The 13,707-nt window shown below is 73.3% G+C and carries 8 protein-coding genes and 1 other RNA gene; 4 read left to right on the forward strand and 5 right to left on the reverse strand.

Features of this window, described 5'->3' with window-relative positions:
- Positions 1-3 precede the first annotated feature (3 nt).
- The gene (locus ACVUH9_RS11070) at positions 4-1,503 is read left to right on the forward strand and encodes an acetyl-CoA acetyltransferase (RefSeq protein WP_475756820.1); all 1,500 of its coding nucleotides are present in this window, start codon (positions 4-6) and stop codon (positions 1,501-1,503) included.
- 6 nt (positions 1,504-1,509) lie between these two features.
- Here the strand turns inward: ACVUH9_RS11070 and ACVUH9_RS11075 are convergent, their stop codons facing one another.
- The 3 genes from ACVUH9_RS11075 to ACVUH9_RS11085 all read right to left on the reverse strand — a co-directional run bounded on the left by ACVUH9_RS11075 (position 1,510) and on the right by ACVUH9_RS11085 (position 6,674).
- Positions 1,510-2,400 (reverse strand): alpha/beta hydrolase, encoded by an 891-nt coding sequence (locus ACVUH9_RS11075; RefSeq protein WP_475756822.1) that lies wholly within the window; start codon positions 2,398-2,400, stop codon positions 1,510-1,512.
- 32 nt (positions 2,401-2,432) lie between these two features.
- On the reverse strand, positions 2,433-3,347 hold the full coding sequence (locus ACVUH9_RS11080) for an NADP-dependent oxidoreductase (protein ID WP_475756824.1): 915 nt from the start codon (positions 3,345-3,347) through the stop codon (positions 2,433-2,435).
- A gap of 444 nt (positions 3,348-3,791) precedes the next feature.
- Positions 3,792-6,674 carry a hypothetical protein gene (locus ACVUH9_RS11085; protein ID WP_475756826.1) on the reverse strand — a complete coding sequence of 961 codons (2,883 nt, stop codon included), beginning with the start codon at positions 6,672-6,674 and terminating at the stop codon, positions 3,792-3,794.
- A 376-nt stretch (positions 6,675-7,050) separates the two neighbouring features.
- Between ACVUH9_RS11085 and ACVUH9_RS11090 the strand changes: the two genes are divergently transcribed.
- A complete protein-coding gene (locus tag ACVUH9_RS11090) occupies positions 7,051-9,315 on the forward strand; it encodes a LuxR C-terminal-related transcriptional regulator (RefSeq protein WP_475756828.1) in 2,265 nt (754 codons plus the stop codon).
- Between the two features lie 279 nt (positions 9,316-9,594).
- Here the strand turns inward: ACVUH9_RS11090 and ACVUH9_RS11095 are convergent, their stop codons facing one another.
- Positions 9,595-10,368, reverse strand: coding sequence for an SGNH/GDSL hydrolase family protein (locus ACVUH9_RS11095; RefSeq protein ID WP_475756830.1), 774 nt, complete (start codon positions 10,366-10,368; stop codon positions 9,595-9,597).
- Between the two features lie 418 nt (positions 10,369-10,786).
- Positions 10,787-11,153, reverse strand: a transfer-messenger RNA (tmRNA) gene (gene ssrA, locus ACVUH9_RS11100).
- Between the two features lie 265 nt (positions 11,154-11,418).
- Between ssrA and ACVUH9_RS11105 the strand changes: the two genes are divergently transcribed.
- Together ACVUH9_RS11105 and ACVUH9_RS11110 are read left to right on the forward strand one after the other, a co-directional pair.
- Positions 11,419-12,912, forward strand: coding sequence for an MFS transporter (locus ACVUH9_RS11105; protein ID WP_475756832.1), 1,494 nt, complete (start codon positions 11,419-11,421; stop codon positions 12,910-12,912).
- 46 nt (positions 12,913-12,958) lie between these two features.
- Positions 12,959-13,669 (forward strand): TetR/AcrR family transcriptional regulator, encoded by a 711-nt coding sequence (locus ACVUH9_RS11110; RefSeq protein ID WP_475756834.1) that lies wholly within the window; start codon positions 12,959-12,961, stop codon positions 13,667-13,669.
- Positions 13,670-13,707: the final 38 nt, after the last annotated feature.

Genomic DNA, 13,707 nt, shown 5'->3' on the forward strand with positions numbered 1-13,707 from the left:
GGCGTGAGCACCGTCGACCCGCGCACCCCCGTCATCGTCGGCACCGGCCAGGTCACGCACCGGCCGGACTCCGGCGACCCGACGCCGTCCCCGCTCGACCTGATGGTCGCCGCCGCCCGCAAGGCCGCCGCCGACGCCGGTCGCGGCGGCGAGGGCCTGCTCCAGCGGGCGGAGAGCGTCGGCCTGGTCGACATCTTCTCGTGGCCGATCCCGGACCCCGGCGCGCTGCTCGCCTCGGCGCTCGGGATCAGCCCGCGCGAGACGGTCCGGACCGTGATCGGCGGCAACAGCCCGATCGCCCTGCTCGGCGACGCCGCGACCCGGATCGCCGCCGGCGAGCTCGAGGTCGCCCTGCTCGGCGGCGGCGAGGTCGGCACCGCGTTCCGGACCGCGATGACCCGCGGCGAGCCGACCGGCTGGGAGACCCAGCCCGAGGGCACCGCCCCGACCCGCGTGCTCGGCCGCGACCGGCCCGCCTCGCACGACGTCGAGCTGGCCGCCGGCGTCGGCCTGCCGATCAGCTACTACCCGATCTTCGAGCACGTCCTGCGGCACGAGGCCGGCCGCACCAGCGGCGAGCAGCGGGAGTGGATCGGCTCCTGGTGGTCGCGCTACAGCGAGGTCGCCGCCGCCCATCCCCAGGGCTGGGAGCGGACGTCGATGACCGCCGCGGAGGCCGCCACCCCCGCCCCGCGCAACCGCCTGATCAGCGATCCGTACACCAAGGCGATGAACGCCGACATCACCGTCGACCAGGCCGCGATGCTGCTGGTGACCAGCGCCGGCGCCGCCGAGGCCGCGGGGATCCCCCGCGACCGCTGGGTCTTCGTCCACGCAACGGCAGCCGCCTCCGACCACTGGTTCGCGGGGGAGCGCGACCGGCTCGACCGCTCGCCAGCGATCGCCGCCTGCGGCGAGGCGCTCTTCGGTCACGCCGCGATCGGGGCCGACGACGTCGCGCTCGTCGACCTCTACTCGTGCTTCCCCTGCGCGGTCCAGATCGGCGCCCGCGAGCTCGGCTTCCGCGTCGACGATCCCGCCCGGCCGCTGACCGTCACCGGCGGCCTCTCGTTCTTCGGCGGACCGGCGAACAACTACGTCACGCACTCGATCGCGACCCTCGCCGATCGGGCCCGCGAGCAGCCCGAGCAGCTGGCGCTCGCCAGCGCCGTCGGCTGGTACATGACCAAGCACGGGCTGGCGCTGCTCTCGGCGACCCCGCCGGCCCGGCCCTTCGCCCACCGCGACGTCCAGGCCGTCGTCGACCGGCAGCCGACCCGCGAGCTGGTCGCGAACGGCTCCGGCGTCTGGACCGTCGAGTCGTTCACCGCGCCCTACGACCGCGAGGGCCAGCCGAGCTTCGCCTCGGTCGTCGCCCGCGACGCCGACGGCCGCCGGACCTTCGCCAAGGCCGACGCCCCGGAGACGATGGCCCGGCTGCTCGACGGCGACCCGATCGGCGGCCCGGTCGAGCTGGACGGCGCGGGCGGCTTCGCGCTCTAGCCCGGCCTAGGCCAGCTGCCGTTGGAGGAAGGCGGTCTGATCGGTGACCGCCCGCTCGAACGCGTCACCGGTGTAGATGTCGAAGTGGCCGATCGGGTAGCGGACCAGCTCGCCCCGCGGGGCCCGCTCGGCCATCGCGATCGCGGGCGCGGGCGGCGTCGTCTCGTCCGCATCGCAGACGCAGACCAGCAGCGGCGCCTGGACCTTCGCCGCCGCGCGCCCGGGCCGGTAGAGCGGCAGCGTCAGCATCAGCCGGGCGGCGAAGGCGTTCCGCCAGCGCGAGTCGGCGCCGACCATCCCCCGGAATCCGGGATCGGCCTCGGGGGCGGTCATCGCCGCGAACTCGCCGGGCGGGGCTACCGCCGGCACCAGGTGCGGCGAGCGCCCCGCGGCCGCGCCGGCGACGTCGCGCAGCCCCGCACCGGTCATCCGCACCAGGTTGCCCAACGGCAGCTTGCGGGCGGTCGCGATCCCGTCCGCGAACGGGGCCTGGGCGACGACCGCCGCCACCCGCGGGTCGGTCGCGGCGACGGCGACGACGTGCCCGCCGCTGAACGACGAGCCCCAGAGCACGATCCGCTCGGGGTCGACGCCGTCGAGCCCGCGGGCGTACGCGATCGCCGCCCGGTAGTCGTCGTGCTGCTGGCCGACGTCGAGCAGCTGCCGCGGCTGGCCCGTGCTGGCCCCGAAGTGGCGGTAGTCGAAGACGAGGACCACGAAGCCGGCAGCCGCGAACCGCTCGGCGAACGCCGGCAGCCGGTCGTCGCGGGTCGCGCTGAAGCCGTGGGCCATCACCACGCAGGGCCGGTCGCCGGTCGCGGTCCCCTCCGGGCGGTAGAGGTAGGCGGCGCACTGCTCGCCGCCGGAGGGGAAGGTCAGGTCGCTGCGGTCGGCCATGGCGCCACCCTACCCGCGGTCGTCCGCGCCGCTCAGGGCAGCAGCACGATCTTCCCGCGGGCGTGCCCGCCCTCGCTCTGCGCGTGGGCGGCGGCCGCCTCGGCCAGCGGGTAGCGACCGGCGATCGGGACCTCGAGCCGGCCGGCCGCGATCAGCGCGACGATCTCCGGGAACGCGCCAGAGGTGTCGGTGTCGCCGTCGCCGCCTGAGAAGCGGACGCCGGCCTCGGCCGCGTCGTTGCCGGAGATCGTGATCACGCGCTCGGGACCGCCGGCCAGCTCGACCGACAGCGCCAGCACGCCGCGCCCCGCGGTGTCGAAGACCGCGTCGACGCCGTCGGGGGCGATCGCCCGGACCCGCTCGGCGAGCCCGTCGCCGTAGGTCACCGGCTGCACGCCGAGGGTCCGCAGGTACTCGTGGTTCGCCTCGCTGGCGGTGCCGATCACGTTGACGCCCCACTCGCGGGCGAGCTGGTCGGCGAACAGCCCGACCCCGCCGGCGGCACCGTGGATCAACAGCGTCTCGCCCTCCTGGACCCCGAGCTGCTTGAGCACGCGGTAGGCCGTGCGTCCGGCGACGCCGATCCCGCCGGCGACCTCCCACGGGACCTCGGCGGGCTTGATCGCGAGGCTGGCCGGCTTGGCCAGCGCGTACTCGGCGTAGGTCGAGGCCCCGGTCCCGAGCACCTCGTCGCCGACCGCCAGCTCGGTCACGCCCTCGCCGACCTGGTCGACGACCCCGGCGAGGTCGTTGCCGAGGCCCTTGGGCGCCGCCAGCGTCTGGTCCTTGGCCATCACGCCGCTGCGGACCTTGGTGTCGTACGGGTTGACCCCCGCCGCGCGGACCGCGATCCGGACCTGCCCGGGGCCGGCGGTCGGCTCGGGAACCTCGACGAGCTGGAGCACCTCGGGCGCCCCGTAGGTGGAGAACTGCACGGCCTTCGACATCACTCGACCGTATCCGACCGGGCCCTGCTTCTGGCACAAAGTAGTGCGGCGATCACTTCCGCCGCACCGGACGTTCGCCCGGCGTACGTCACAGGCCCCGACCGAGCCTCCGGCGTACGCCGCAGGCCTCCGCAGCCGGATTCACCGAGGCCCCGGCAAGCATGCCGCCGCCTCGGATCCTGCCCCGCCGCCCGACCAGCTCTGGGGTCACGTTGCGTCGGCCGGGGGCTCCGGGGTCACGTTGCGTCGGCCGGGGGCTCCGGGGTCACGTTGCGTCGGCCGGGGGCTCCGGGGTCACGTTGCGTCGCCTGGCGACGCCACGTGACCCCGCGACGGGAAGCCGACGCCACGTGACCCCACGACGGGGCACCCCGAGACCCACGACGGGGCACCCCGAGGCCCCGGCGCCTCCCGCCGGCCGGCCTCAGCCGACCAGCGTGGTCCTCACTTCTTGCTCGACCTCTTCGCGCCGCAGGCGGTCCCGATCGCCGGCTTCGCGGCGGCCGGCTTGGCCCCGTTCTGTCCGGCGAAGCGCACGCTGCCCGCCAGCTTCGCGCCGCAGAGGCTGCGGGTCGCCGCGATGATCCCGTGCTGGCCACCGTCGATGTTCAACGTGAACTTCGTGATCGGCTGGTCGGGGATCGCCGGGAACGTCGTCACCAGCTCGTTGCGACGGACCGAGGTCGTCGCGCGCAGGTTGATCGTCGTCTCCCCGCGCAGCGCCACGTAGAGCGTCGGCAGCGTCTTGATCACGTTGCCGGTCTTCGGGTCCTTGCGCTCGCCCTTGACGAAGTAGACCGGGCCGCTGAGGGCCTTGTCCAGGATCGGGGTCTCCGCCTTGGCCGAGCCCACGATCGAGCTCGGCGGGCACTTGTCGGCGAGGGCGGCAGCGGTCTCGCACAGCGCCTGCGCGTTGTCCGCGGCCAGCGCCAGGGCCTTCGGCAGCGTGACCGACGTCGACGCGAAGCCGGCCTCGCCCTCGGCCTGGGTCACCGTCGCGGTCAGACGCGGGTGCTTGCCCTTGCCCATCTGCGTCTTGTTGCCCAGCGCCAGCTTGATCTTCGGACCGAACTTGAGGTCCTTGCAGCCGTCGAACGACAGACGCGTCGACGGCGTCGCCGCCGCGCCCCCGGCCGACCGCACGGTCGCCCCGAGCAGGCCCGCACCACACGACGTCGGGTTGCGGAGGAAGCCCGCCCGCGACACGTGCATCGTCAGGTCCCGCAAGCGCAGCGGGATCCCTTCCTTGATCTGCGGCAGCGGATCGCTGTCGACCGTCACCTGAGCGGTCTCCGGATCGATCCGCAGCGCCTGGCGCACGACGACGTTGCCGAGGTCGTAGGGGCCGGCGACGGCACGGACGATCGCGACCATCCCGAACGAGCCGCCCTTGTACCCGTTGGTCAGGTACACCGGACCCGACAGCCCGTACGGCGCCCCGCCCGTGCCCGCCTTGACCGAGACCGACCCGATCTGCGAGCCACCCGGGCAGCTCTCCGCCGCGACCTGCGCCTCGGCGCAACGCTGCACGCCCTTGAGCTTGGCCGTCATCCCGAGCGGCAGCGTCGCGCTGATGCCCGAGAGGAACTGGTTACCGTCGGCGCGGGTGAACCCGACCGACAGCGGCGAGAACGCACCGGACCTCAGCGACACCGTCGACGCCGAGAAGCCCGGCGAGAACGGGAAGCCGTCGCAGCCGACGACCTCGATCGGCGCGGAGGTGATCACCCGCGACCGCGACGCGTACGACTTGATCGCCGCTTCGCCCTCGGCCGTTCCGCAGGTCTGCGGCGCGGCGATGATGCCCCGCTCGCCCCCGTTGAACTGGAGGTCCAGATCGCTGAACGGCAGCTCCGGGTTGCCCTCGAACGTGGTCGTGAGCCGTCCCGTCACCGGATCGGCCTGGACGTCGCCGTTCAGGCGGATCGAGACTCCGTGGCCTTCGGCCAGGAGCAACAGCCGGTAGCGGTTGCCCGGCTTCGGCTGCCCGACGAAGATCTTGCCCTCGAGCGGGCTGTCGACCAGCGGCGAGTCGATCGCGACCGTGCCGACCTGGGCGGCATCCGGGCAGGCGACCGGATCATCCGTACCCTGCGCGAACTGCTCGTCGGTGCAGGTGTCGAGGCCGTTGGCCACCGACGGGTTGATCGAGAAGCCTTCCGGCAGCGTGACCTTGACGTCCTCGACGTGGGCCGAGGCGAGCACGTCCCCGCGGTCCGCCTGCGGCACCTTCAGGCCGACCTTCAGGGCGACCGCGGAGTCGGCGCGGACCGGACCGTCGGAGCCGAAGCTGACCTCCGGGGCGAACGGCAGCTTTCCGCAGCCCTGCATCCCGTCGGAGATCTGGGTCTCACGCGAGTCGGTCTCCCCGTCGACCGAGCGGACCGTGACCCGGGCCATGAGCGGCCCGTCGCAGCTCGTCGGGTTGGTCAGGAAGGGGGTCGTCCGATCCTCGACCGGCCAGACCCCCTCGTAGTAGGCCCCGAAATGGAGCGGCTCCTCCGCCGAACCGAGGTAGCCGTTGTCCGTCGCGAGGATGACGTCGGCCTTCCGGCGATCGGCGTCGTGGGATGCCGCCCCGGGAGTCCCCCAGATCTCCATCTTCGCGTCGAGCATCGGCAGCGACTGCGGCGCCTTGAGCGTGAAGGAGATGCCGTTGTCCTCCGGACGGACCTTCCCGATCACGTCGACGCGACTGAAGTCAGCCTCGACGACCACCGAGGCCGGCGCCGACTCCGGGTTGAACGCGAAGCGTCCGACCTGTCCGGGGCTGCGCGTCATGTTGTAGACGGGCACCTGGACCCAGAACGTGGACCGCCCCCAGCCGAGGATCATCTCGCCGCGGGCCTCGAGATTGACGATGCCGACCTGCGAGCCGTCCGGGCACTGGTTCTCGTGCGGCTCCGTGCTCGGGCCCTGGTTGGTGCCGTCGTAGGCCTCGAGCTGCTCGTTGGTGCAGGTCGGGAACGCCGTCGGGTCGGCCGTGAGGCCGGCCGGCAGGTCGACCCGCACCTCATCGGTCACCGCCCGTGGCTCGAGCCACGTGTTGCGGACGGGCAGAACGATCTCGTCGGGAGTCGGCAGCGCGTCCTGGATGTTGTCCGGGATCCCGAAGTCGAGGTTCAGGCTGCCGGGGGTCGCGCCGGCCTGGTTGGCGGGGGTCGTTCCGTCGGCCTGCAGGATCGAGCCCCCGACGCCGGTCAGCTCGTAGGGCCCGTAGGCCTGGGCGGCTGGCGCAGCGACGGCCGCCAGCGCCAGGCTGGCGCCGACCGATACCGCGAGAACGGTTGACCGGCGCCGTCGGCGCCGTTCGAGTTCGCTCGTCAAATCCACTGAATCGTCTCCTGCACTCAAGTTCCGCAATCGAATGGTTGACGGGGTCAGCCCCGGCACCCGGTCCTCCGGACCTCCGTACCCAACCCGTAGTACAGATGTCCGGGAGTTCGAATTCGACCGATCGTTCGTTCGGCGATGCGCCAGCCTACTGACGGGTAGTTCGAACGGGGAAAACTTTCCTACCCCACGTATACCCTGTCCCCAACTGGACTTGTCGGCTTTAGAGCCACCCCAGGCAAACCGCCCGCGGCGCAGCCAGATTCCGCGCCGCACCGCTTCCCCAAGCGGCGCGATCGGTTAATCCAGAGTAGACCCTCCACAATGGATGTTGTCGTTGTATACGCGTCCCGGGTACGGTCGAAGCCTGGTGTACCCAGGAGCGCAGACCAACCTCGCCACGGTCGAGCAGGCCGTCCGGCGGGTCGGCGCCGGCCAGGCGTTGATCCTTCGCGGCCGCCCGTCCTCGGGACGGACGACGCTGCTCGCCCACGCCGCGGCGTGCGCCGACGAGCGGACGACGATCCTGCGGGCCGGCGGGACCCGGGCGGAGGTGCCCCTGCCCTACGGCATCCTCCACCAGCTGCTCGTCCCGTTCGACGACCGTCTGCCGGAGCTGCCGGCCTTCCAGGCCGACGCGCTCGCGATGGTCCTGCGGCTGCGCGCCGGCCGCCCCGACCCGGCCGCCGTCGGCGCTGGCCTCCGCTCGTTGCTGCTCCGGCTGACCGAGGACCGGGCCGCCCTGGTGCTGGTCGACGACGTCGAGCTGGTCGACCCCGAGAGCGTCGACGCACTCGGCTTCGCCGCCCGCCGGCTCAGCGGCCACGAGATCGCGCTCCTGCTGACCGCGCGCGCCGGCCGCGTGCCCCCGGCCCTCTCCGACCTCCCCACCTGGGACCTGCGTCCGCTCTCCGCGGCCGAGGCGACCGCGCTCGTGGCCGGCCAGACCGGCGGCGCGTGCGGAGCCCGGATCGCGGAGATCCTGCTCGCGGCCACCGACGGCCTCCCCGGCGAGCTGGTGCGCGTCGCCGGGCTGCTGCCGGTCCTCCGGCCCGGTGAGACCCCCTCGGCGGACGCGCTGCTGGTGCGGACCGCGACCGCGGCCTGGCGCAGCGGCGACGGGGCGTCGGCGATGCGGCTGCTCGCCCACGTCTCCGACGACGGCTCGCGACTCGGCGAGGTGCGACGGCTCCAGGGACTGTTCGAGCTCCGCTCCGGGATGCCGGAGGTCGCCAGCGACATGCTCGTCGAGGCCGCCACCGCGCTCCCCCCGGCGACCGCCATGCGGGTCCTGGTCGAAGCCTGCGAGGCCGCGCTCTACGCCGGTGACGTCCCCCGCCTGACGGCGATCAGCGCGCGCGCTCGGGACCTGATCGAGCAACCCCACGCGGGCGACGGGGGCAGCCTGGGCGACGAGCACCAGCCGCAGCTGGCGTTCGTCGAGGGCGTCGCCGCGACCCTCGCCGGACGGCCAGGCGAGGGCGTTCCACTGCTCGCCACCACGAGTCGCTCGGGTGCGTACGCGAGCCGCCCCCACGAGGTCCTGCAGGCGGGGATCGCCGCGATCACGATGGGCGACGCGGCAACCGCACGGGTGCTCCTGACCCGATCGGTCCGACGGGCACGGGTCAGCGGGGCCACCGGCCTGGCCTCCAACGCGCTCGAGTTCCTGGCGATCAGCGAGATCCTGCTCGGGCGCTACGTCGAGGCCTCGACCCACGCCGAGGAGGGCCTGGTCCTCGCCCGCGGCTTCGACCATCCCACCACCGAGGCGAGCCTGCTCGCGGCGCTCGCGCTCTCGGCCGCCTTCCGCGGCGCCCTCGACGAGTGCCGGGCGCGCGCCGAGCAGACGCTGCGGATCGCGGTCGGCCAGAGCCTCGGCCTGGCCGGTGCCGCCGCCGAGTGGGCGCTCGCCGTCGGCGATCTGGCCCGCGGCGAGGTCGCCGCCGCCGCCGACCGGCTGCGGGCCGTCGGCAGTGGCGAGACCGGCACCGGGCATCCGCTGATCGGCCTGCTGTCGGCCCCCCACCTGATCGAGGCCGCCGTTCGGGCCGGACGGCCGACGGTCGCCCGGATCGCGCTCCAGCGCTTCCTGCCGTTCGCGATCGCGTCCGGACAGCCGTGGGCCGGCGCCCTCGCCCTCCGCGGGCGCGCGATGCTGACCCCCGACGCCGAGGAGGCGGACGCGCTGTTCGCCCGTGCGATCGTCCTCCATACCCGTGCGGGCCGCCCGTTCGAGCACGCGCGGACGCTCTGCCTGTGGGGCGTTCGCCTGCGCACCGACCACCAGCGTGCCGCCGCGACCGCCCGCCTGAGGACCGGCGCCACGATGCTCGAGCAGCTCGGCGACGGGGCCTGGGCCGAGCAGGCCCACGCCGAGCTCCGGGTGCTCGGGGCACCGACGAGCCCGCCCCGGAACGACGACCTGCCGACGCTGACGGTGCGCGAGCGCGAGATCGTCCGGCACGTCCGCCGCGGTGCGACCAACCGCGAGGTCGCCGCGCGACTCTTCCTGAGCCCGCGGACCGTCGATCACCACCTCCGCAACGTCTTCCGCAAGCTCGGGATCAACTCGCGGTCGGAGCTGCTGACGGCGCCGCCGGTGGCGGCTGCGGCCTCGTCGCTGCGCGACTGACCGGGCCTCCCCGAGGCCGCCGGGCGGTACCGGGCCTCCCCAGAACGGTGCGCTCGCCGGACGCAGGTGACGAGCGCACCTTTCCGCCCTTGTCAGTCCCCGGTTCGGTGCGCTCACCCGGCCACGGCGCGCGAGAACACCGTTCCGGCGGATCATCCGCCGCCCCGGCCCCCGCGCAGGCTCCCGCGGCCAGCCCCCGACCGCGCCCCGAGACGGTCCCGCCAACGAGAACGGGGCGGCCGATCGGCCGCCCCGCATCCTGCGTCCATCCGGTCTCGATCAGCCCGTGATCGAGCGCACCAGCGGGGTGTAGCCGTTGGTCTGGCCGGCGTTGTTCGGGTGGTAGCTGTCGCTCGAGAGCGTGAGACCGTTCAGCCACGCGCTGCCGGAGCAGATCCCGTGCCCGACGAACGGGGAGACCGCGCTCTTGTAGGTGAACCCGGCCGCCGCGGCCCGGCCGGCGGTGACCGTGTCGATGGTGTCGACGAGGTTGTTCGCCGCCGTCACCTCCGCCGAGCTGATCCCGAGCGCGCTGAAGCAGGTGCCGCTGAACAGGCGCGGGTAGCCGAGCACGATCACTGTCGCCCCGGGGGCGCGCGTGTCGATCTGCGCGTACATCGCGTCGAGCAGCCCGGGCAGGGTCGTGGTCGCCCACGTGGCCTTGGCGTTGACGGCCGAGACGCAGTTGGCCAGCGTGCACTGGATGATCAGATCCGTGAAGCCGGCGTCGTTGCCGCCCGCCGTCACCGTCACGTAGTTCGTCGAGGCGTTGAGCGGGCCCAGCTGGCTGCTGGTCACGTCGGTCGTCTTCGCGCCCGAGCAGGCGGTGAAGCTGAGCGTGAAGCCCGTCGCCGCCGCGACCCGTGCCGGATAGGCGTTCGACGTCCGCATGCAGGCGCTGTCGAGGTCGTACGAGCCGGATCCGACCCCTGACGAGTAGCTGTCGCCGAGGGCGACGTAGTTGGTGGCCTGGGCCGCCGATGGGATCGCCACGGCGAGGGTGGCGATCGACAGGGTGGCGGCAGCGGTCAGCCGCCGCATGATGCGAGACATGGGGTTCCTCCGTTGAACAAGGTGTGGGCCACCCGTTGCACGGAAGACCCTGGTGTCCAACGAAGCTACCCCGGCCCGAAGCCGCACCGCAACGCTGATGGGTAGGCATGGGCAACCCTATCGGCGACCCCATCGGCATCCACACCGTACTTGCACACAAATAGCGCAAGCAGATGATGAGAGGATCGACAGCCGACGGCCGCGACCCGCCGCCGCAGCGCCGCCCCGAGGTCCCCCCGACGAGCCAGGCCTACCCCGCGCCCGGCCGGCTGCGGTGACGGCCACGGCGGACGTCGCCCGACGAGTCCGCGCCCGACCCCTGCCCTGCCCTGCCGACAGCCGCACGCCCGGAACTGCCCTCCACCACGAAGACGACCGGCGCCCCCATCTCTGGGGGCGCCGGTCGGTACTGCGGTAGAGGTGGAGACGGCGGGAGTTGAACCCGCGTCCGCGACTGCGCAAAGGGCAACGTCTACGAGTGTAGTCGGCGTATCTGGGTCTTACGCTCCGTCAGTCTCGTCGACCCACGTTCGGAGCGCCAGCCCTCCTGAAATGTCCCCGAATGCGCGAGGGCGTCGCGTTCGGGTAATCCGACTGAAGTGATACCGGGGATCCCCACCGTCGGCGAGCGGGGCCCGATACCTCACCAGCCTAGTTTGAGCTAGGCCGCGAGGGCGTACTCGTGAGAGTCCGCATGTGTGTGTTGTACCGGGGTTTTACGAGGCCTCCGGTACCTCGACTCGCAACCACCCCCGCGTCCAACCGCGTCGAAGCCTGTCGTCCCCGGGGTCCGTCCAACTGCGGACGAACACCCATAGTAGCGCGCCCGAGGCCGGCGAACGAGACGCCGACCGGAACCGCGCCGCGCGACCCCCACGAGCCGGCGGAATCCGGCCGGGCCGCCCCGACGGGGGACCGTGCGACCGCGCACAGGAGCCGAAACGGACTTGACGGTCCACTTGTTCGGTCGTAGCCTGACCGAGCGACTTGAAACGGACCCATGGGTCCACTTAGTCCGTTCGTTCCTCCCCCGTACCGATCGCCTTCCCGATGCCGCACGACTCGCAACGCCAACTGCTGCACCCGGCCCGGATCCTCTCGATCCTGGGCCTCGCCGCACTCGCCTTCTCGCTCGCCCAGACGATGGTCGTCCCGGCCCTGGGCACCCTCCAGGAGGAGCTCCACACCAGCGTCAGCGGGGCGACCTGGACCGTCACCGCCTACCTGCTCGCGGCGGCGGTGGCGACCCCCGTGGTCGGCCGGCTCGGCGACATGTTCGGCAAGCGCCGGCTGCTGATCGTGGCGCTCGTCGCCTTCACGCTCGGCTCGGTGGTCTCCGCGCTCGGCTCGTCGCTCGGGGTCGTCCTGACCGGCCGTGCCCTCCAGGGGATCGGCGGCGGCATCTTCCCGCTCTGCTTCGCGATCCTCCGCGACGAGCTCCCGCGGGAGAAGGTCGCCGTCGGGATCGGGATGATCTCGGCCGTGCTCGCCGTCGGCGGCGCGCTCGGGCTCGTGATCGGCGGGCTGCTGCTCGACCACGCCAGCTACCACTGGATCTTCTGGGTCGGCGCGATGCTCGGCGCGGTCGGCGCGATCGGGGCCTACCTCGGCGTGCCCGAGTCGCCGGTCAAGATCCCGGGCAAGGTCGACTACCGTGGCGCGATCGTCTTCGGGATCGGGATCGTGATCCCGCTGCTGGCGATCTCCAACGCCAACGACTGGGGCTGGGGCAGCCCCCGCGTGCTCGGGATGGTCGTCGCCGGGATCGCGATCCTCGCCGGCTGGGTCGCGCTCCAGCAGCGGACCGCCGAGCCGATCGCGCACATCCCCACGCTCCGGCAGCCCGCCGTGCTCTTCACCAACCTGGCCACCGTGCTCGTCGGCTTCGGCATGTTCGGCGCCTTCGTCGTCCTCCCCCAGCTGCTCCAGTCGCCCGAGGCGACCGGCTACGGCTTCGAGCTCGACGCGACCAAGTCCGGCCTGGTGATGGTCCCCGGCGCGCTCGTCGCGATGGTCGCCGCGCCGCTCTCCGGACGGATGAGCTCGCGACTGGGCAGCCACGTCCCGCTCGCGATCGGCGGCGTCATGGCCGCCCTCGGCCTGACGATGCTGGCCGCGTTCCACGGCACGATCCCGCTCGTCGTCTTCGGCTACGCCGTCTCCTCGGTCGGCATCGGGCTCGCCTTCGCCGCGATGCCGAACCTGATCGTGGCGGCCGTCTCGGCCGAGCGGACCGGCGAGGCGACCGGCTTCAACACCGTGATGCGCTCGGTCGGGTCCTCGATCGGATCGCAGGTCGCGGCCGCGATCCTCGCCGGCAGCGTCGTCGCCGGCAGCCCGCTGCCGACCGACGTCGGCTTCCGCGACGCGCTCGTCGCGCTGGCGATCGTGTCGCTGCTCGCCGGCGTGATCGCGGCCCTGATCCCGCGGCTCGTGCGCCGTGGGAGCGAGCGCGACGCGGTGACCGCGACCACGTCCGGGACCCGCGCGCCGGCCAGCGCGGGGCCCGCCCCGTCGGCCCCGTTGACCGGCGTCCGCCGCTGAGCCGCGGGGCGGCGGGCGCGACGGCCTACTCTCCCACGTGAGCGCCATGTCCACCCCGTCTGCCCCGCCCCCCGACGCGACCACTCCGGGCCCGCCCCCGACGGGGTCCGACGAGCCGCGGCAGCGTCGTCGCGACGCGGTCCGCAACCGCGAGCGCGTGATCGCCGCCGCGACCGAGATCTTCGGGGAGCACGGCCTCGACGCCCCGATTCCGGAGATCGCGCGGCGGGCCGGAGTCGGCAAGGGCACCGTCTACCGGAACTTCCCGACCAAGGAGCACCTCGCCGCCGCCGTCGCCGTCGACCGACTACGCGAGTTCGAGGCGGTCCTGGAGCGGGCCCCGCAGGACCCTGGCGATCCACTCGGCAGCTTCCGCACCCTGCTGATGGCGGCCGCCGAGCACCTCTCGCGCGACTGCGTGCTCGGGCAGGCCGTCGACGTGGTCGCCGACGACCCCGAGGTGCTCGAGTCCCAGCTCCGGATCCAGGCGATCGTCTCCCGCACGTTGGGCGCCGCGCAGGCCGCCGGCACGCTGCGGCCGGACGTGACCGGCGACGACATCACCGTGCTGGTGCTCAGCGTCGGCCGCGCGATCCCGCCGGTCAGCCACGGCGGTCGCACGGACCTCTGGCGGCGCTACATGCTGCTGGCCTTCGACGCGCTGCGTCCGGACGGCAGCAGCCTGCCGCCGGGCTTCGCCGACGACACCGAGACCCGCACCACCCTCCGCGCCGCCCGCACCCTCCACCGGCGCTGACGCGGTCCCGACCGGCGCGGCGCCGGCGTGCCCCGCCG

The organism is Patulibacter ginsengiterrae (assembly GCF_056269115.1).

Excerpts from the sequence above, each read along its gene's own strand:
- ACVUH9_RS11075 (WP_475756822.1), bottom strand. The coding sequence starts at position 2,400 with ATGGCCGACCGCAGCGACCTGACCTTCCCCTCCGGCGGCGAGCAGTGC.
- ACVUH9_RS11080 (WP_475756824.1), bottom strand. The coding sequence starts at position 3,347 with ATGTCGAAGGCCGTGCAGTTCTCCACCTACGGGGCGCCCGAGGTGCTC.
- ACVUH9_RS11095 (WP_475756830.1), bottom strand. The coding sequence starts at position 10,368 with ATGTCTCGCATCATGCGGCGGCTGACCGCTGCCGCCACCCTGTCGATC.
- ACVUH9_RS11105 (WP_475756832.1), top strand. The coding sequence starts at position 11,419 with ATGCCGCACGACTCGCAACGCCAACTGCTGCACCCGGCCCGGATCCTC.
- ACVUH9_RS11110 (WP_475756834.1), top strand. The coding sequence starts at position 12,959 with ATGTCCACCCCGTCTGCCCCGCCCCCCGACGCGACCACTCCGGGCCCG.